Source organism: Curtobacterium sp. NPDC087082 (assembly GCF_044745045.1).
In the GTDB taxonomy this organism is placed as follows: domain Bacteria; phylum Actinomycetota; class Actinomycetes; order Actinomycetales; family Microbacteriaceae; genus Curtobacterium.
In genome coordinates this window covers 379529-397612 of the sequence record NZ_JBIUZN010000005.1, presented here as the reverse complement: position 1 = coordinate 397612, position 18084 = coordinate 379529, and the positions used below count along the sequence as shown (strand labels likewise).

Genomic DNA, 18084 nt, shown 5'->3' with positions numbered 1-18084 from the left:
ATCTCACTTTGCGGCTCCGATTCGCGTGACGCGCCGCGAAGGCCTCGAAACACTGATGCTGAGCTGGGGAGTCTCACAGGCGCTGGAGTCGATGGTGTCGCCGAGGATGTCGTCTCCTGTGTCGAGGAAGACGAGGCCATTGTCGAGCGCTGCATCAAGGCAAGCGCGCGTGGAACGCTTGAGGTGTCGCCATTGACGCGGGAGCCGGACTTTTGTCGCATCCAGGCTGCGGTACGCGATCGCGGTGTGCTCGACCCAGAACGCGGTGTCGCGACGGTCCTGCCGGTGATTCAGCTGCTCGACCATCGGCACCATCCGCACGAGGACTTCAGCTGCCGCCGCGCGTCGGCGTTGAGGCTCATCGTCTTGTCGCCGCTGAGTGTATCCAATAGCGCCGTCAATGAGGGTGCCGAGGGTTCCGCCGATGATTTCCCCTACGAACGCGATTCTCACGGTACCTCCGACATCTGGGCCGGACAGCGCGTAAGGCTTGTTGCGGCGGGCAGCTGGCAGATGGCAGCTGCCCGCCGCAACGGCGGAGCGCTGGATAGGCGGGAACACGACAAAACCCTCCCGGTCTGGGAGGGCTTCGTCGTGTTCGGTCTGGGTCGGCTATAAGGCGTTGGTTCGGAGCGGACACCGGGTGACCCGCCGCTTCACGCCGGAGTCCAGGGGGTTTTCGTTGCGGTCCTGCTTGCCCTCGTACCGGCGCAGGTCGATCTGGTCGGACCGCGCGACGTGGGTGGCGTCGAACGCAACGGCGAGGTCGCGGGGCGTCGCAGGAGCGTAGAAGCTGCCGACAGCGTGGAGTGCAAGCGGCCGAGTTGCGGCGGCGATCTTCGGGCGTCGCGCGGTCTGGTCGGCGCTGCGCCACTCGGCAAGCGGGTTCAGGATTTTATCGCTGATGTGCCGCGAGCGGACCACTGCGTCGTGGTTCTGGTTCGAATTGCTGAAGTCCGCGACGGCGGTCTCCGGCACGCGGCTGCTGTTGGTGCGGGGCTTGGCGTTGTCGTTGTTCATGGTTGTTCCTTCGGAAATGTTCTGGTGTGGACGGCGGGTATGACTAGCGGGTTGTGGTGGCGGGCGACTTGGGGCGGTCAGGAGTGGACGGTGTGAGGGGCCAGCCGATGGTGAGGGTCTCGTTCTCTTCGCCGGATCCCGGGAAGCGCCGGTAGTAAAGGGCTCCGTTCTGGTTGCGCGGTCGGGTGTGCTTAGGTGCGTCGGGTTCGCGGAACGTGGCGAGGTCCTCCCACGCGGTGGTTCCCCAGCGTCGGATCGCGAGTTCCAGCGAGCCGCCGGTGAGCAGGCCCGCCCGGAGGCGAGCGAGCGTCTGACGCTTCTCGACCCGGGTGTGTGCGTCGCTGGTGGCGTGCCAGTGCTGGTCGCGGAGCGCGTCTGCCGTGATGCCGAGCTGCTGGGCGACCTCGAGTTCATCGGCTTGCAGGGCGAGGTTTGCTGCGGCGGTGCGCGCCTCATAGACCTCATACATCGGCTCGAGATGCGCCGCCATCGCCCGGAACGAGGCAGCACTCGGGACCGGAAGCGGGATCGGGCGGTAGGAGCGGACGAAGGCGAAAAGATCGCCGACTGCCGCGGTGTTCTTCGTTGCAGCGCGGTACTGCCTGCGGGCATCGGGCTGTTCGTGGAGCTCGATCCACTTGGTGATCAGGTTCCGCGGAATTGTGTCGGCGTATGCATCGAGAGGACGGAGCTCGCGCAGGGTGTGCCGGTGCGCTCGACGGTTGGTGCAGTCGGTGATGACGGCCATGGTCTTTTTCCTCTATTTGTGGCTGGCGTGTGTGGCGTGCCGTGATGGTGGGCGAGCATGGCTGCTGTCCCGCACCGGCGATCTCTCGACGTGGATCTACTGCGATGCGCGGATGGTGCTTGTGCTCGCCCGTTCCGCTGGGCTTGTTGTCTCTATGCCGGGCACTTCTGACCGGCTGGGAGTGAACCTGTTGCGCCTGGCAGACGAGCACCGTCCCGCGTGCTATCCGAGGACCGGGTCAGGGGTGTGGTCTCGTCGTGACGTTGCTGCGGAAGGTGCTCGCCTGCCGTGTGGCCGGCTTCGAGGTCTCTATGCCGCTCGTTCGGGCCAGCTGGGAGGTTCGCGCTCAGTCGTTCGCGGTGGCGTCTGCGTGGAAGGTGGTGAGGTCCTTCCAGGTGGTTCCCCACTGGTCCTCGGCGGCCCGGTACTGCTCGCGGGTGGCGACCCCGGCGCGCAGGAGCGAAAGCAGCCGCCGTCCCGCCTCGACGATGGTCGGGTCGTCGCCCCAGTGCTGTCGGCGGAGCGCAGCGACGTCGTTGAATCCGGCCTCCGCGGCGGCGGCGGCTTCGTCGCGGTCGTACTGGAGCAGGAAGTGCTGCTCGGCGCAGCGCTGGAAGTCTGCGTCGGTGCGGAGCTTGCGGATGGTGGCGATCTGGAACGCGAACACGTCCGGCTCGTCCAAGAGCGGCTCGACGCCGTAGTGGGCGCGGAACCGTCGATTGCCGCCCGAGCCGGCGATGAGGTGGTCGTAGAGGTCGTCGATGCCGCGGCCGTTGAGGTCGAGCCAGTCAAGGACGATCTGCATCTCGCGGCGGCGCTCGGTGCGGTTGTGGTTCTGGTGGGAAGCCATGGTGTGGCCCTTTCGTACGGAGGTGGTCGCACCGGTTCGTGGTGCGCTCCCCCTCTGTGCGCTCTGCCGACGGCGAGCTGTGATCGCGGATCTGGGACCCCTGATCCACTGCGCTCACCTGGTGCGCTGATCAGGGCTTCCTCGTGTTCTGCGGTCAAGCGAGAGACGAGCCGCAGCCGGTCCCCGCAACCGCAAGGACGGCTGACTTCCTCCCCAGCCCAACTTGACGGTAGGCGGCGGCATAGAGGCAACTCCGTCATCGCAAGGAGTCCCTCTTGGACCACATCACTGCCACCCGGCTGGCCCGCTGCGACGCGTTCATCGCCGCTGCAGACGCTGAGCACGGCGGCCGCTACGACTACTCGCTGCTGCCCGACGAGTTCGTCAACGTCAAGACACGAGTACGGATCATCTGCCCGGAGCACGGTGTCTTCCTGATGGCGCCGCAGGACCACAAGGCGAAAACGGTGAAGGGCAGAGTGATCTCTGGGCAGGGCTGCCACGACTGCTCCACGCGTCGCGGACCGGCCGCGCGCCGCTTGCAACTCTTCCTCGACCGAGCGCGCGAGGTTCACGGGTCCCGGTATGACTACCGGAACGTCGACTTCGTCGACCAGCGGACCAGCATCCGCATCCGCTGCTTCGAGCACGGGGCCTTCAGCGCCATGCCGAAGAACCACCTCGCTGGTGAGCAGTGTGGGAAGTGCGGGGCCAGGGCGCGAGCAGAGTCCCTCCGCCAGGTCGACAACGCCGGCCAGTTCGGTGACCCCGCCGCATCGCCCTCGATAAGAAGCGCGCCGCTACCGAGCGACGGAACGAGAAGAAGCGTCTGGAGCGCGAGGCAGCAGCGTCGTTGCATGCTGTCTGAGTTTTCCTGTTCCTGGCCTCGAGCGACTCGATCCCCTGGCTCTCCCCGTTGCTTCGTCCCTACCGTCGAGATCGTCCACCCCAACTACAACGCTGACGCTGCTGGCAGCGAAGCGGCTGCCCCTGCTGAGTTGCGGAGTGGGCGAGCGAGAAGGAGCCGCATGCCGAACGCCGACAATGACCCGCGCCGCCGTGCGCGGCAACTCGCCGCCATCAGCGGCATGGCCAGCATTCCGCTAGCGGACCTGCGCGATCAGAGTCCCCCGGCCCTGCAGGCCCTCTACGCCGACTTGCAGGACGGCCAGGCGCTAATCCCGGGCCTGAAGATGGGGATCGGCGCTCTCACCGTGCAGCGCTGGAATCCCGCGTACGCGGCCAACGGTTGGACCCTCTACGGAGCGGACCTCACCCTGGACATGGGGCACCCGTTCGGGTCGATGTTCTACCGCAACGACGAGGACGGCCGGGTGCTGCGTATCGGGATGCAGTGGCATCCGCCGGTGCAGCAGCTCGAGTTCCCCGCCGTGCACCCGTCGAAGCCGGAGCTCACGTCTGACTGCACGGATGAGGAGGTTGCCGCGGTCGTGTTGGACGCGCGGAATCGAATAGGGACTCTTGTCGCGGTCAACGCGCAGATCGGGTCGTTCGTCGCCACTGAGGAGTCCGAGAACGCCATTCTCGACGAATCCGGGCTGGGCCTCGAGCGGCTTTCCGAAGACGACCCGCGGCTTGCTGACCATGATTCGCCCCGGCCGCGGAGGCCAGCCGGGGGCAGCGCTGATGAGTGACCGGCAGTGGGTGCAGAACATCCGGGACGAGCAGACGATCCTGTCGTTGCCGTTCGGGCTCGGGTGGACGATCGACATCACGCAGACGTTGGTCGCGCTCGCGGCGGCGGAGATGCCCGCTCGTGTGGAGGCGTTTGACCGGCTCCGGTTCGAGGACGGCCGGTCCGGGTTCTTGTCCACCCCGAACCCGACCGCCACGATCAACGACGAATCGGCGATGTCTACCGCTCGCCAGCTACGAACACACGGCTGATCACTGAACTGCCCATGCTGGCTCCTTCCTCAGGAGCTGGTGCCGTCGTGACTGCATACGAGACGCGTCGCCTAGCGTGAAGGCGTCGCCGTGGCCGACGCTTCATTGACATGGCGATACTTGTCGCGCCTGGAACCGAGAGCGCGCGCCTCGCGCGTTTTGAAACAGCAACAACAAGTGCCGCGCATCCCAGCATGAGCCCGGCGACAACGAAGAAGCCCACCGAGATTCTCGGTGGGCTTCTTCGTTGTGAGCAGTTCTTAAGACGATTACTAACTCGCCCCTCCGGTCGGGCTGACAGGATTTGAACCTGCGACCCCTTGACCCCCAGTCAAGTGCGCTACCAAGCTGCGCCACAGCCCGCGAGCCCCGAGGGACCCACGTCGCCCGCGTCCGACCGGAGCGCGGAGCAACCCGACCAGCATAGCGGACGCCGGACCCCTCCCGCGCCACGCGGTGTCGTCCCGCGCGAGTCGTCCAGCGCGTTGCGACCCCACACGACACCCGTCGGATTCCCAGGGTCTCCGCCGCCCGGCTCGTAGGGTGGCCCGATGCGTTCCGGTCCCACCTCCCGTGTCCTCCTCGCACTCGCAGCAGCCGGCCTGCTGCTCGGAGCCGCCGGGTGCACCGGGTCACAGACCGAGACACCCCGGCCGACCCTCGCGAAGGCGACGGCGGAGTCCGTGTCGGTCGCGGCGCAGTCCGACGCTGCCGAGCGGTCCGTCCGGACGAGCCGCGCGCTGTTCGCGTCCGCTCCCGGAGCCGTCGTCGCGCCCGCCGACGACGCCGACGCCGTGCGGTCCGCGGCGAGCGCCGCCGAGGCGGCCCACGTCCCGGTCCTCCTCACCGGGAAGGACGAGTCGACGGGGAAGGACGAGTCGACGGCGAAGCCGGCGGCGCACGAACTCGAGCGCCTCGGCGCCCGCTGGTACCAGGCCGAGGGCGACGTCGCGATCGACACCGACGTCCCGGAGCGGGACGCGCCGGACGGCGGGGACGCGCCGGAGCCGAGCCGCGCCTCCAGGCAGGCCACCGTCGTCGTGGCGGACGCGACCGCCGACGCCGCAGCCGTGGCGACCGCGAAGGCGGCGGGTGCCCGCGTCGTGACGATGCCGGACGGTGTGACGGACCCCGCGGCCGCGCCGGACGTGGTGACCGCACTGCACGAGCGGAGCGACCACCCGACGGTGCTGGTGGGGGCGGCGTTCGCCGACCTGCCGGACCCGGAGTGGACCGTCCGCGCCGCCGAGAACGGGTGGCAGCTGCCCGACGGCGGGCAACGGCCGTTCGACGGACACCGGTACGTGGCGCTCTACGGCGCGCCGGGAGCGCCCGCGCTCGGCGTCCTCGGCGAGCAGGACCCGACGGCGACGGTGCAGCGCGCGAAGTCCGTCGCGGCGTCCTACAAGGGGCTCGGCGACGTGCCGATCACGCCCGCGATGGAGGTCATCGCGACCGTCGCCGCCGGGGACGCCGGCGCGGACGGGGACTACTCCACCGAGCTGCCCGTGTCGACGCTCGAGCCCTACGTCGACGCCGCGCACGACGCCGGGATGCCCGTGATCCTCGATCTCCAGCCGGGGCGCGCGGACTTCCTGTCGCAGGCGAAGCGGTACGAGTCGCTCCTGTCGAAGCCGGGCGTGTGGCTGGCGCTCGACCCCGAGTGGCGGCTCGGGCACGACCAGGTCCCGCTCGAGCAGATCGGGAGTGTGCAGGCCTCCGAGGTGAACGAGGTGTCCTCGTGGCTCGCGGACCTGGTCCGCTCGAAGGGGCTCCCCCCGAAGGCGTTCGTGCTCCACCAGTTCCGGCTGTCGATGATCCAGGACCGCGCGTCGCTCGAGCAGCACCCGGAGCTCGACATGCTCGTGCACGTCGACGGACAGGGGTCGCAGCCGGACAAGCAGGCGACGTGGAAGGCGCTGCACGTCGGGGCGCCCGAGGGCATCCATTGGGGATGGAAGAACTTCTACGACGAGGACCAGCCGATGCTGACGCCGCAGCAGACCATGGCGGACGTGGCGCCGACACCGTCGCTGATCACGTACCAGTAGCGTTTTCCACAGACTGGAGGCGCGACCCACGTTTCGTCGGTCGGTGCTGACAGCATGGGGTCATGTCTGTTGCCCCACCACCTGCTCCGCCGTCCCCCGCGATCGCTGCGGAGGCGCAGGAGGCGCTGCACGCCCTGACCGGGCGGCCCGACGCGGTGTTCCACCCGGGGCAGCTCGAGGCGATCTCGGCGCTGGTGGAGCACCGGCAGCGCGCCCTCGTGGTGCAGCGCACCGGGTGGGGGAAGTCCGCCGTGTACTTCCTCGCGACCCTGCTGCTCCGGCGACGCGGGGGCGGCCCGACCGTGCTCGTGTCGCCGCTGCTCGCACTCATGCGCGACCAGGTCGCCGCGGCTGCCCGGGCCGGGGTGCGTGCGGTGTCGATCAACTCGGCGAACGCGCACGAGTGGGGTGAGACGCAGGCGGCGCTCGCACGCGACGAGGTGGACGTCCTGCTCGTCTCCCCCGAGCGGCTCAACAACCCGAGGTTCCGCGACGAACAGCTGCCGACGCTCATAGCCCGCATGGGCATGCTCGTCGTCGACGAGGCGCACTGCATCTCCGACTGGGGGCACGACTTCCGGCCGGACTACCGCCGGCTGGCCGAGCTCATCCGGTCGCTCCCCCACGGCGTGCCCGTGCTCGCCACCACCGCGACGGCGAACGAGCGCGTGGTCGAGGACGTCGCCGAGCAGCTGACCGCCGGCCCCGACGACCCCGTGTTCACCATCCGCGGGTCCCTCGCGCGGGCCTCGCTGCGGCTCGGCGTGCTGTCGCTGCCCGATGCTCGACAGCGGCTCGGCTGGTTACTCGCGCACCTCGGCGACCTGCCGGGCAGCGGCATCATCTACACGCTCACCGTCTCGGCGGCCGAGGACATCGCCCGGCTCCTGCGCGACAACGGGTACGCGGTCCGCGCCTACACCGGGCGTACCGACACCGACGAGCGCGAGCAGCTCGAGCAGCAGCTCAAGGGCAACGAGCTGAAGGCCCTCGTCGCGACGAGCGCGCTCGGCATGGGGTTCGACAAGCCGGACCTGGGCTTCGTCGTCCACGTCGGGGCGCCGTCCTCCCCCGTGGCGTACTACCAGCAGATCGGTCGTGCCGGTCGCGCCACCGACAACGCCGACGTGCTCCTGCTGCCCGGGCGTGAAGACCAAGAGATCTGGCAGTACTTCGCGAGCGCCTCGATGCCGACCGAGTCCCGGGCGTCCGCGGTGCTGAACGCACTGTCCCGCGACTCCGCGATGTCGACCGTCGCCCTCGAGGGACTGGTCGACATCAAGCGCTCCACCCTCGAACTCCTGCTCAAGGTGCTCGACGTCGACGGTGCCGTCCAGCGCGTCGCCGGCGGGTGGGTCGCGACGGGGCAGCCGTGGGAGTACGACGCGCCCCGCTACGATCGGGTCGCCGCAGCCCGCGCTGCCGAGGCCGCGTCGATGCTCGACTACGAGTCCACGTCGCAGTGCCGTATGCAGCTCCTGCAGCAGGACCTCGACGACCCGTCCGCCGAACCGTGCGGTCGCTGCGACAACTGCACCGACGCCTGGTACCCGACGTCGGTGTCGTCGTCGGACGCCTCGGGTGCCGCCGCGGCGCTCGACAAGGTCGGGGTCGAGATCGCCCCGCGCGCCCAGTGGCCGTCGGGCATGTCGTCGCTCGGCGTCCCCGTGCGCGGCAAGATCGGCGCCGACGAGCTCGTCCAGCCCGGACGCGCCGTCGCCCGACTCACCGACCTCGGGTGGGGTGGGCCACTCCGTGCCCTCTTCGCACCGGGGGTCCCCGATGCCCCGATCTCGCGGGAGCTCGTCGACGGGTGCGTCCGTGCGCTCAAGGACTGGCCGTGGGAGACCCGTCCGACCGGGGTCGTCGCGATGTCGTCGTGGTCACGGCCCGAACTCGTCGGGTCGCTCGCGCAGGCACTCTCCTCGATCGGGCGCTTGCAGTTCCTGGGCACCCTCGGTCGGAACGGTGGGACGCCGCGCGGCGACGGTGCGACGAACAGCGCCTACCGGTTGTCCGGGGTGTGGGACACGTTCGTGGTCGATCCGGCGCTCGGGGCCGCGCTGCAGTCGCACGAGGGGCCGGTGCTGCTCGTGGACGACCTCGTCGACAGTCGGTGGACGATGACCGTGGCGGGGCGCGAACTGCGGCGGGCAGGAGCGTCGGCCGTGCTCCCGTTCGCGTTGGCCACGGTCGCCTGACCCGGTCGTCAGCCGCTCGGGTTGCTCAGACCGTCGGCAACCCACTGCAGGAAGACGACGACGGCCACGTCGACCAGGAGCGTCCCGCCGGCCACGAACAACCCGGCCGCTGCGACGACGACCGCTGCCGGACGCGGCCCGGGCACCCGGAACAGGGCCACCACCGTGGCGAGGAGCGCGGCGAGCGAGACGATCCCCGTCACCACCCACCACGGTGGGAACCCCTCGGTGAACACGCGCGCCAGGCCGACCGCGTGTGCGACGCCGGCGATCAGTGCGACGGCCCCGGGCGCAGCCAGCCACCAGCTGCTCGCGCCGATCGTGCGGTCGCCGGACGAACGTGCTGTCATGTCGGACCTCCCCCGGACGCCCCGATGGGCGCCGCCCCGGCGGTCATCGTCGCACACCGGAGGCGCGGTGCGGGCCGGCACCGCGCCTCCAGTCCGCCGGGGCGCGGCTCAGGCGCCGATCGCGTCCAGCTCGGCGAGCGCGTCGGACGGCAGGGCGAAGCCCGCCGACGCGACGTTGTCGCGCAGGTGCGCGACGGACGAGGTCCCCGGGATGAGGAGCATGTTCGGCGAGCGCTGGAGCAGCCACGACAGCGCCACGGTCAGCCGCGACACTCCGAGCCGCTCCGCGACGGCGTCGAGCGCACCGGACTGCAGCGGCGAGAAGCCGCCGAGCGGGAAGTACGGCACGTAGGCGATGCCCTGCGCGGCCGTGCTGTCGACCATCGCGTCGTCCTCGCGGCGGGCGACGTTGTAGAAGTTCTGCACGCAGACGACGGGGGCGATCGACTGCGCCTCGGCGAGTTGCTCGGCGTTCACGGTCGACAGCCCGAGGTGCTTGATGAGTCCCTGCTGCCGGAGTTCGGCGAGCGCTTCGAACTGCGGCGCGAGGCTGCCCGGCTCCGGAGCGTCGAACCCGCCGACGCGGAGGTTCACCACGTCGAGCTGCTCGAGCCCCAGGTTGCGCAGGTTGTCGTGCACCTGTTCGACGAGCTCGTGCGGCTCGCGGGCGTGCGGCCACCCGCCGTCCGCATCGCGACGGGCCCCGACCTTCGTCACGATGTGCAGGCCGTCGGCGTACGGGTGGAGGGCCTCGCGGATGACCTCGTTCGTGACGTGCGGGCCGTAGAAGTCAGCTGTGTCGATGTGCGTGATCCCGAGCTCGACGACGGTGCGGAGGACGCGGATCGCCTCGTCGCGGTCGGTGGGCGGCCCGAAGACGCCGGGGCCCGCGAGCTGCATGGCGCCGTACCCGACGCGGGTGAGGTCGAGGTCGTCGGCGAGGCGGAAGGAACCGCCGGGGAGTGTGGTGTCGGTCATGTCCACCACGATGCTCCCGCTCCGCCGGGACGGACAGGTCCCCGTCGACCCTGGGACCACGGGGACCAGGATCGGACCGCGCCGGGTCCGTAGCATCGAGGGGTGAGCGACAACACCCTCGGCGAGTACCTCCGGGCGAGGCGTGCGCTCGTGCGCCCGGAGGACGCCGGGCTGCGCGTCACCGGTGTCCGACGCACGCCGGGGCTGCGCCGCGAGGAGGTGGCGACGCTCGCCGGGATCAGCGCGGACTACTACCTCCGTCTCGAACAGGGGCGTGACCGGAACCCGTCGGGGCAGGTGCTCGACGCGATCGCACGGGTGTTCGGCCTCGACGCCACGGCGAACGCGTACCTGCGGGGTCTGGCCAGCGCGTCCGGATCGGGTGCCGCTGCGCCCGACCGGGCCAGGGTATCCCGGGGAGGCCGGAGTGACCGGGTCCCGACCGGGACGCTGCAGTTGCTCGACGTCGTCGGGTTGCCCGCCTTCGTCGAGAACCGCGCGTTCGACGTGCTCGCCGCGAACCGGCTCGCGTCCGCGTTGGCGCCGGGGATGCGTGCCGGCGAGAACCGACTGCGCACGATGTTCCTCGGCCACACCGAGCAGGGGCGCTACCCGGACTGGGAGCAGCAGATGGGCGGCATGGTGGCCGCGTTCCGGTCCTCCATCGGGACCCGTGTGGACGATCCGGCGATCACCTCGCTCGTCGGCGAACTGTCGCTCGGCAGCGAGGACTTCCGTCGGCTGTGGGCGCGGCACGACGTCCGGCCGCTCGCCGGGGGCACCGTGCGGATGTGGCACCCGGAGGTGGGCGAGCTCGAGCTCCGGCGGGAGAAGCTCGGCATCGGCGGGACGGACGGGCAGCTGCTCGTGCTGCACCACGCCGAACCGGGGTCGCCCTCGGCGGGGGCGTTGGCGCTGCTCGGGAGCCTGGCCGCGGGGGCTGCGGGCGGCGCGGGCGGCGGGGCGGGCGGCGCGGCGGGCCGACTCGGAACGACATCGTCGACGTCGTACGACCTCGACTGAGTCGCTCCCCCGCGCGTGCAACGGTGCGCGTCCGCAACGAGCGACATCACCGGTGTCGAACGACGTCGACGATGTCGCATCGGCTCGGCACCAGCCAGCGCCATCACCGCCCGCCGCCGCCCCCTCAGCCCGCCGCAGGCCCCGAGCGTCGCGCCGGCTTCGGGAACGCGGCCCGCATGTGGTCGGTCGTCAGCACGTCCCCGATGCCGATCATCAGCAGCGAGAACACGATCTGCTCGATGACCATCCAGAACGGGTAGAGCCCTGGGATCGCCGCGACCACGAGCGTCACGACCGGGAAGATCCGGCTGAACAACCGCAGCCGCTGGTACGCCCAGTAGTACCCGAGCTGCGCCCGCCACGCGAACACGTAGAGCGTCAGCGTGATGAGCAGGACGACGGTCGCACGGAACCACACCGCCCACGGGACCGTCTGCCCGGCGTTCGTCAGGAGGATCGCCACGACGATCGCTGTCAGGCCGACGACGGTCTCGGCGACGAGCAGCCACCGGATCCACCGGAAGGAGCGGACGGTCTCGGGGTGGTCGAGCATGTCCTCGCGGATGACGTAGTCCGCCTGGCGGCCGCCGGCCAGTCGATCGAGGTGCAGACGGCACCACAGGCGGTCGGCGAGGGCACCGAGCCCGGCGTTCTGCTGCGTCACCCTCCCATGGTGCCGTATCCGGCGGCGCGAACCGGCACCGCGCCACCTGCCGTGTCCCGCGGCACGAACCGGCACCGTGCCTCCAGACCGGCGACGCCTCAGTCGGTCGGCAGGAGCGCAGCTCCCCCGAGGACCGCACCGGAGTCGGGGTCAAGCAGGACGAGCGAGCGGACCGGGTCCGGGATGCCGCGGGGTGCCTCGAGGTCGAAGGTGATCGTCCCCACGTCGGACGGGATCGTGCCGAGGTCGTCGTCGTCCTCGTGCCCCGTCCAGAGCCCGGGCCGCGCGCCGACGACCGTGCCCTCGGAGAGCACCACCCGGACCCCTGGCAGCTCCGTGTCGGAGGACGCCACCCGGAGGTCCGTGATCCTGACGAGCAGGTGCTCCCCGGCGCGGGCGATCCGGACGTGTCCCGACGCGGACCGGTCGTGTCCCGAGGCGATCCCGTCGATCGGAGCGATCGGGACGAGGTCGCCGGCCACCGGCGGGACGCGCCGCCACCACGGGTCGATGGGCGACCCGTCGGCATGGTCATCCGTGGCGGGCTCGGGGACCGGGGCGCCGAGCGTGTTCGACGGGGACACGAGCGTGCCGCCCTGTAGACCCTGTTCCGCGAGCGGGGTCGTCGTCGCGACCGGCTCCGCAGCGTCGATGCCACGCTCGGTCTGGATGGCGCGCCAAGCGACCAGGACCGCGACGAGGGCGAGCAGAGCGACCGCTGCGAACAGCCATCGTCGACTCGCCCTCGTCATCTCGGATCTCCTGATCGACCTCAGCGCTTGCGGCGCTCGCGCACCCGCATGTTGACGTTGATCGGCGTGCCCGAGAAGCCCCAGACCTCGCGCAGTCGACGCGTGATGAAGCGTCGGTACTGCGGGTCGAGGAAGCCCGTCGTGAACAGCACGAACGTCGGCGGCTGGCTCGACGCCTGGGTCCCGAACAGGATGCGGGGCTGCTTGCCACCACGGACCGGGTGCGGGTGCTCCTGCACGAGCTCGGCGATGAAGGCGTTGACCTTGCCCGTCGGGATGCGGGTGTCCCACGAGTCGAGCGCGGTCTCGAGGGCCGGCACGAGCTTCTCGAGGTGGCGACCGGTGCGTGCGGAGATGTTGACGCGCGGGACCCACGCCACGTGCGCGAGGTCCTGCTCGATCTCGCGCTCGAGGTAGCGGCGTCGGTCGTCGTCGAGCAGGTCCCACTTGTTGTAGGCCAGCACCAGCGCACGACCGGACTCGAGGACGAGGTCGATGATGCGGAGGTCCTGCACGGAGATCGGCTCGGTGACGTCGAGGACGACCACGGCGACCTCGGCCTTCTCGAGCGCCGCGGTCGTGCGGAGCGAGGCGTAGAAGTCGGCCCCCTGCTGCAGGTGCACGCGCTTGCGGATGCCGGCGGTGTCGACGAAGCGCCAGACACGGCCGCCGAGCTCGATCTGCTCGTCCACCGGGTCGCGGGTCGTCCCCGACAGCTCGTTGACGACGACGCGCTCTTCGCCGGCGGCCTTGTTCAGGAGCGAGCTCTTGCCGACGTTCGGACGGCCGAGGATCGCGACGCGACGGGGTCCGCCGACCTCCTGCTTGGCGACGGCCGAGGTGTCGGGGAGCGTCGTGATGATGAGGTCGAGGAGATCGGCGACGCCACGACCGTGCAGCGCCGACACCGGGTACGGCTGCCCCAGACCGAGATTCCAGAGCTCGTAGGCGTCGAGGTCGCGCCGGTCGTCGTCCGACTTGTTCGCGACGACGATGACCGGACGGTCGGTGCCGCGGAGCATCTTCACGACGTGCTCGTCGGTGGCGGTGATGCCGACCGTGACGTCCACGACGAAGAGCACCGCGTCGGCGAGGTCGATCGCGACCTCGGCCTGGGCGGCGACGGAGGCGTTGATGCCCTTGGCGTCGGGCTCCCACCCGCCGGTGTCGACGAGGGTGAAGCGCTTGTCGTTCCACTCCGCCTTGTAGGCGACGCGGTCACGCGTGACACCGGGGGTGTCCTGCACGACGGCTTCGCGGCGACCGAGGATGCGGTTGACCAGCTGCGACTTGCCGACGTTCGGTCGCCCGACGATCGCGAGCACCGGGTAGGCCGGCAGGTACGTGATGCCGTCCTCGCCGAGCTGCCCGGCTTCGAGCAGGGCGACGTCCTCTTCGTCGAGCTCGTAGTCCTCGAGCCCGGCGCGGAGCGCGTTCGCCCGCTGCTCGGCCTCGGCTTCGTCGAGCCCGGCGATCCGCTCGCCGAGAGCGTCGTCGTACTCGGGGAAGTCGTCGTGTTCTGGGTTGTCCAGCTGCGCCATGTGGGTGTCCTTGCCGGCGACCCTTCGGCCGCGTGTTGTCAGTGCGTGGCCGCGCGTGGCCCTGGTGGTCAGTGCCCGGTCGCGCGGGCCAGGTCGACGACCGCTTGCACGGTCTGGTCGAAGTCGAGGTCGGTGGAGTCGAGCGTCGTGACGCCGTCGGCGGCGTTCATGAAGTCGACGACCTTCGCGTCCGCCGCGTCGCGACGAGCGAGTGCGGCGGAGGTCTCGGCGGCCGACTGGGTGGTGACCTCAGCCGAGCGCCGAGCCATTCTAACGGACTCGTCGGCCGTGAGGAGGATCCGGACTTCGGCGTCGGGCGCGACGACCGTGGTGATGTCACGCCCCTCGGTGATGATGCCCCGGCCCTCGGCCTTGCGCATCACGTTCCGGAAGAGCTGCACGAGCCGCTGCCGGACCTCGGGAAGCTTCGCGATGTGGGCGACCGCGGCGGTGACCTCGGGCGTGCGGATCGCGTCGGTGACGTCGGTGCCGTTCACCTGGACGAAGTAGGCGTCCGGGTCGGTGCCGATCTCGTAGTCGAAGGTGTCCCAGCTCGCCAGGACCGCGGCGGCGTCGTCGAGGTCGACCTGCTGCTGCAGTGCGTGCCAGGCGAGCGCACGGTAGGCGGCACCGGTGTCCTGGTAGCCGAAGCCGAGCGCGCGCGCCGCGGCGCGGGACACGCTCGACTTGCCGCTGCCCGCGGGGCCGTCGACCGCGATCACGAACTTCGCGACGAAGGCGCCGTCCGGCAGTCCGGCCGGCAGGGGGTCGCGCGTCGAACCGGGCTCGCCGCCGCCCTGCCCGTCGAGACCGCCACCCGCTCCGCCGGCACCGCCGATCGGGCCGGGCTGGTCGCCGGGCGTGGGCAGCCCCGTGTCGGGTCCGTCGGGTCCACCGGTCACGCCGGAGTCGTCGTTGTTCAGGCCCATGCTGCTGCGATCCTCCATCCGCGACCCTCGAGTTCGTCGACGAGTCGCTGTTCCTGCTCGGGCACGACCGACACCTCGACGATGCCGATCTGCGCGCCCGGTGAGTGCTCGAGGCGCATGTCCTCGAGGTTGATGCCGATCTCCCCGATGAACGTGAGGAGGGCGGCGATCTGGCCCGGGGTGTCGTCGACGAGGACGACCACCTGGGCGAAGCGTTTCGTGGTGCCGTGCTTGCCCGGCAGCCGTTCGACGCCGCGGTTGCCCGCGGCGATGGTCTCGGCGAGGGCGCGGGGCGAACCGGGCGCGGTCGGGTCCTCGAGTGCGGCGAGCACCCGGTCGAGGTCGTCGCGGAGGTCCGCGAGCACCGGCCGGATGCGCGACGCGTTCGCACCGATGATCTGCACCCACAACCCCGGGTCGCTCGCGGCGATGCGGGTCACGTCACGGACGCCGCCGCCCGCGAGGCCGAGCGAGCCGTCGGGGGCGTCCCGCAGCCGGGAGGCCATCAGCGTGGACACCAGCTGCGGTGCGTGCGAGACGTACGCCACCGCGAGGTCGTGCGACTCCGGTTCCATCGGGACCACGGTCGCGCCGACGTCGAGCGCCAGGTCTTCCACCACGGCGGCACGCTGGTACGTGATGTCGTCGTGCCCGGCGATCACCCACGGCTGCCCGAGGAAGAGATCGGCGCGCGCGGCCGTCGGCCCGCTGCGTTCGCGGCCCGCCATGGGGTGCGAGCCGATGTAGCGCGAGATGTCGGCGCCGGCTGCCCGGAGCGAGGCGAGCGGCCCCGACTTCACGCTCGCCACGTCGGTGACGACGGCACCGGGGAAGGCAGCGAGCTCGCGCTCGACCACCGTCGCGACGACGTCCGGCGGGACGGCCACCACGACGAGTTCCGGACGGTCACCGGGAGCCGGTCGACGCCCGGCGCCGTAGTCGACGGCGAGCGCCAGGGCTGCGGGCGAGACGTCGTCGAGGACGACCTCGACACCCTTCTCACGCAGCGCCAGGCCGATGGACGCACCGAGCAGGCCCGCGCCGACGATCCGCACGGGTCCCCGGAGCCGCCGGTCGATGGCCGGTTCGACGAGCGGGGTGGTGGCGTCGGTCACCCCGCAAGCCTACCGATCGTCAGTCCGAGGACTCTTCGCCGTCCGAGGCCTGGGGAGAACCCTTCGCCTCACGGGCGATGCGGAGGAGCGAACCGAGCTCGACCGTCGACAGCTCCCGGGTCTTGCCGATCGGCAGGGACCCGAGGTGCAGCGGCCCGAACGACCGCCGGACCAGGTCGAGGACGGGGTGGTCGACCTCGTCGAGCATGCGACGCACGATCCGGTTGCGACCGGAGTGCAGCGTGATCTCGACGAGCGACTCCCCGCGCGAGGACTCGAGCAGGCGGACCTTGTCGGCCGCGATCGGACCGTCCTCGAGCTCCACACCGTCGAGCAGCCGCTGCACCGTCGCGGGGTTCACGTTGCCGCGCACCTTCGCGATGTACGTCTTCGTCACCCCGAACGACGGGTGCGCCAGGACGTGCGCGAGGTCCCCGTCGTTCGTCAGCACGAGCAGCCCGGACGTCTCGGTGTCGAGCCGCCCGACGTTGAACAGGCGCTCCTCGTACCGGTCGACGTACTCGGACAGGTCACGACGTCCACGCTCGTCCTGCAGGCTGGAGACCATGCCGGTCGGCTTGTTGAGCAGCACGTAGCGGCGCGAGCTGTCGATCTGCACCGGGACGCCGTCCACCGCGATCTGGTCGGTCTCGGGATCGACACGCCGGCCGAGCGCGTCGACGACCTCGCCGTTGACCGTCACGCGGCCCTCGACGATCAGGTTCTCCGCGACGCGGCGAGATGCCACGCCCGCAGCGGCGATCACCTTCTGCAGGCGCTCCCCCTCTGCCTGGAGGCGCGGCGCGGCCCCGGCGGTCGCCGTCCCGTCCGCCGCGTCCCAGTCCGGGATGATCGGGCGCTCGGGCGTGCCCTCGAGCGGCTGGCCCTGCTGGTCGCGAGCACCCTCGGGCTGCGGGGTGGTGCGGCGGTCGGTGCCGCGCGGGCCGGTGTTCCGGGGCCGGTCGCCGTTGCGCGCCGTGGTGGTGCCGCCGACGTAGCGTCGGCCGTTGTGCCACACCGTGCTGGGTCGGCCGTCCGGGGCACGGCGGTCCTCGCGGGCGGGGTCACGGCGGCGGTCGTCGTCGCGTCGGGGGGCGTCACGACGGTCGTCACGCCGATCGTCACGGCCGCGGTACCCGCCGGACGCGGGGCGCTCGTCACGACCCCGGTACCCGCCGCGGTCGTCGTCACGGCGGTTGAACCCGCCGCGGTCGCTGCCGCGGCGGTCGTCCTCGCGGCCGACGAACCGACCCCGGTCTCCCCCGCGGTCGTCGCGACCCCGGTACCCACCACCGGACGCCGGACGCTCGTCACGCCCGCGGTACCCGCCACCCGAGGACGGACGCTCGTCACGCCCGCGGTACCCACCACCGGAGGCCGGACGCTCGTCACGGCCGCGGTAGCCTCCACGGTCATCGTCACGGCGCGGGGCATCACGGCGGTCGTCACGACCCCGGTACCCACCACCGGACGCCGGACGCTCGTCGCGCCCGCGGTAGCCACCGCGGTCATCGTCACGGCGCGGAGCATCACGGCGGTCGTCACGACCCCGGTACCCACCACCGGACGACGGACGCTCGTCACGGCCGCGGTATCCACCACCGGACGCCGGACGCTCGTCACGACCGCGGTACCCGCCGCCGCTCGACGGACGCTCGTCACGGCCGCGGTAGCCCCCGCGGTCGTCGTCACGCCGGCCGGACCCCGCACGGTCGTCACGACCCCGGTACCCACCGCCAGAGGACGGACGCTCGTCACGGCCCCGGTACCCACCGGAAGCAGGACGCTCGTCACGCCCGCGGTAGCCTCCGCGCTCGTCGCGACCAGCGCTCTCGGACCGGCCACCCGCACGGCCGGAGCCGGCGGTGCGGTCGCGTGACGCGCCTCCAGGACGACCTGCGCCGTCCCGGCGACCCGCGCCGTCCCGGCCCGCGCCACCCCGTGGGCCGCCTCG

Annotated in this window: 18 protein-coding genes and 1 tRNA gene; 6 read left to right on the top strand and 13 right to left on the bottom strand. The window is 71.1% G+C overall.

The features are described from left to right. Positions 1–3: 3 nt before the first annotated feature. The 4 genes from ACIPEP_RS15445 to ACIPEP_RS15430 all read right to left on the bottom strand — a co-directional run bounded on the left by ACIPEP_RS15445 (position 4) and on the right by ACIPEP_RS15430 (position 2618). Entirely contained in the window at positions 4–561 is a 558-nt protein-coding gene (locus tag ACIPEP_RS15445) for a hypothetical protein (RefSeq protein ID WP_402717741.1), read from the bottom strand. Between the two features lie 51 nt (positions 562–612). Beyond that, complete coding sequence (locus ACIPEP_RS15440) at positions 613–1020, bottom strand: hypothetical protein (RefSeq protein WP_402717740.1); 408 nt, start codon at positions 1018–1020, stop codon at positions 613–615. Positions 1021–1063: 43 nt separating this feature from the next. Then, complete coding sequence (locus tag ACIPEP_RS15435; protein ID WP_402717739.1) at positions 1064–1768, bottom strand: hypothetical protein; 705 nt, start codon at positions 1766–1768, stop codon at positions 1064–1066. Between the two features lie 346 nt (positions 1769–2114). Then, positions 2115–2618: a hypothetical protein gene (locus tag ACIPEP_RS15430; protein ID WP_402717738.1), complete on the bottom strand. Its 504-nt coding sequence runs from the start codon at positions 2616–2618 to the stop codon at positions 2115–2117. A 275-nt stretch (positions 2619–2893) separates the two neighbouring features. Between ACIPEP_RS15430 and ACIPEP_RS15425 the strand changes: the two genes are divergently transcribed. Both ACIPEP_RS15425 and ACIPEP_RS15420 read left to right on the top strand, forming a co-directional pair. After that, positions 2894–4273, top strand: a complete 1380-nt coding sequence (locus ACIPEP_RS15425; RefSeq protein ID WP_402717737.1) for a hypothetical protein — start codon at positions 2894–2896, stop codon at positions 4271–4273. Next, positions 4266–4526 (top strand): hypothetical protein, encoded by a 261-nt coding sequence (locus ACIPEP_RS15420; RefSeq protein WP_402717736.1) that lies wholly within the window; start codon positions 4266–4268, stop codon positions 4524–4526. Before ACIPEP_RS15425 ends, ACIPEP_RS15420 begins: the two co-directional genes overlap by 8 nt. A gap of 289 nt (positions 4527–4815) precedes the next feature. Here ACIPEP_RS15420 and ACIPEP_RS15415 read toward each other — a convergent pair. Continuing rightward, positions 4816–4889: transfer RNA gene (locus tag ACIPEP_RS15415), tRNA-Pro, on the bottom strand. 188 nt (positions 4890–5077) lie between these two features. Between ACIPEP_RS15415 and ACIPEP_RS15410 the strand changes: the two genes are divergently transcribed. Together ACIPEP_RS15410 and ACIPEP_RS15405 are read left to right on the top strand one after the other, a co-directional pair. Next, positions 5078–6577 (top strand): hypothetical protein, encoded by a 1500-nt coding sequence (locus tag ACIPEP_RS15410; RefSeq protein WP_402717735.1) that lies wholly within the window; start codon positions 5078–5080, stop codon positions 6575–6577. A 62-nt stretch (positions 6578–6639) separates the two neighbouring features. Then, positions 6640–8778, top strand: a complete 2139-nt coding sequence (locus ACIPEP_RS15405; protein ID WP_402717734.1) for a RecQ family ATP-dependent DNA helicase — start codon at positions 6640–6642, stop codon at positions 8776–8778. A gap of 8 nt (positions 8779–8786) precedes the next feature. Here ACIPEP_RS15405 and ACIPEP_RS15400 read toward each other — a convergent pair whose 3' ends face one another. After that, positions 8787–9128 (bottom strand): hypothetical protein, encoded by a 342-nt coding sequence (locus ACIPEP_RS15400; RefSeq protein WP_071303689.1) that lies wholly within the window; start codon positions 9126–9128, stop codon positions 8787–8789. 108 nt (positions 9129–9236) lie between these two features. After that, positions 9237–10106 carry an oxidoreductase gene (locus ACIPEP_RS15395; protein WP_309779102.1) on the bottom strand — a complete coding sequence of 290 codons (870 nt, stop codon included), beginning with the start codon at positions 10104–10106 and terminating at the stop codon, positions 9237–9239. A 102-nt stretch (positions 10107–10208) separates the two neighbouring features. On the opposite strand from ACIPEP_RS15395, the gene ACIPEP_RS15390 reads away from it, so the two are divergent. Then, positions 10209–11129, top strand: coding sequence for a helix-turn-helix domain-containing protein (locus ACIPEP_RS15390; protein WP_402717733.1), 921 nt, complete (start codon positions 10209–10211; stop codon positions 11127–11129). Between the two features lie 124 nt (positions 11130–11253). On the opposite strand, the gene ACIPEP_RS15385 is transcribed toward ACIPEP_RS15390, so the two are convergent. From ACIPEP_RS15385 to ACIPEP_RS15360, 6 genes are all read right to left on the bottom strand, one after another. Continuing rightward, positions 11254–11793, bottom strand: coding sequence for a hypothetical protein (locus ACIPEP_RS15385; protein WP_070416492.1), 540 nt, complete (start codon positions 11791–11793; stop codon positions 11254–11256). Positions 11794–11891: 98 nt separating this feature from the next. Beyond that, positions 11892–12545, bottom strand: a complete 654-nt coding sequence (locus ACIPEP_RS15380; RefSeq protein WP_402717732.1) for a hypothetical protein — start codon at positions 12543–12545, stop codon at positions 11892–11894. 20 nt (positions 12546–12565) lie between these two features. Further along, positions 12566–14086, bottom strand: a complete 1521-nt coding sequence (gene der / locus ACIPEP_RS15375) for a ribosome biogenesis GTPase Der (RefSeq protein WP_402717731.1) — start codon at positions 14084–14086, stop codon at positions 12566–12568. 68 nt (positions 14087–14154) lie between these two features. Next, positions 14155–14838, bottom strand: coding sequence for a (d)CMP kinase (gene cmk / locus ACIPEP_RS15370; protein WP_267484435.1), 684 nt, complete (start codon positions 14836–14838; stop codon positions 14155–14157). 167 nt (positions 14839–15005) lie between these two features. Beyond that, positions 15006–16130: a prephenate dehydrogenase gene (locus ACIPEP_RS15365; protein ID WP_402717730.1), complete on the bottom strand. Its 1125-nt coding sequence runs from the start codon at positions 16128–16130 to the stop codon at positions 15006–15008. A gap of 19 nt (positions 16131–16149) precedes the next feature. After that, a complete protein-coding gene (locus tag ACIPEP_RS15360) occupies positions 16150–16905 on the bottom strand; it encodes a pseudouridine synthase (RefSeq protein ID WP_402717798.1) in 756 nt (251 codons plus the stop codon). Positions 16906–17139: 234 nt separating this feature from the next. Here ACIPEP_RS15360 and ACIPEP_RS15355 point away from each other — a divergent pair, with 234 nt between their 5' ends. After that, positions 17140–18009, top strand: a complete 870-nt coding sequence (locus tag ACIPEP_RS15355; protein ID WP_402717729.1) for a hypothetical protein — start codon at positions 17140–17142, stop codon at positions 18007–18009. The last annotated feature ends 75 nt before the right edge of the window (positions 18010–18084 follow it).

Bases quoted from the DNA above. Each gene is read 5' to 3' on its own strand.
- ACIPEP_RS15440 (WP_402717740.1), bottom strand. From the start codon at position 1,020: ATGAACAACGACAACGCCAAGCCCCGCACCAACAGCAGCCGCGTGCCG.
- ACIPEP_RS15435 (WP_402717739.1), bottom strand. From the start codon at position 1,768: ATGGCCGTCATCACCGACTGCACCAACCGTCGAGCGCACCGGCACACC.
- ACIPEP_RS15430 (WP_402717738.1), bottom strand. From the start codon at position 2,618: ATGGCTTCCCACCAGAACCACAACCGCACCGAGCGCCGCCGCGAGATG.
- ACIPEP_RS15420 (WP_402717736.1), top strand. From the start codon at position 4,266: ATGAGTGACCGGCAGTGGGTGCAGAACATCCGGGACGAGCAGACGATC.
- ACIPEP_RS15410 (WP_402717735.1), top strand. From the start codon at position 5,078: ATGCGTTCCGGTCCCACCTCCCGTGTCCTCCTCGCACTCGCAGCAGCC.
- ACIPEP_RS15405 (WP_402717734.1), top strand. From the start codon at position 6,640: ATGTCTGTTGCCCCACCACCTGCTCCGCCGTCCCCCGCGATCGCTGCG.
- ACIPEP_RS15400 (WP_071303689.1), bottom strand. From the start codon at position 9,128: ATGACAGCACGTTCGTCCGGCGACCGCACGATCGGCGCGAGCAGCTGG.
- ACIPEP_RS15395 (WP_309779102.1), bottom strand. From the start codon at position 10,106: ATGACCGACACCACACTCCCCGGCGGTTCCTTCCGCCTCGCCGACGAC.
- ACIPEP_RS15380 (WP_402717732.1), bottom strand. From the start codon at position 12,545: ATGACGAGGGCGAGTCGACGATGGCTGTTCGCAGCGGTCGCTCTGCTC.
- der (WP_402717731.1), bottom strand. From the start codon at position 14,086: ATGGCGCAGCTGGACAACCCAGAACACGACGACTTCCCCGAGTACGAC.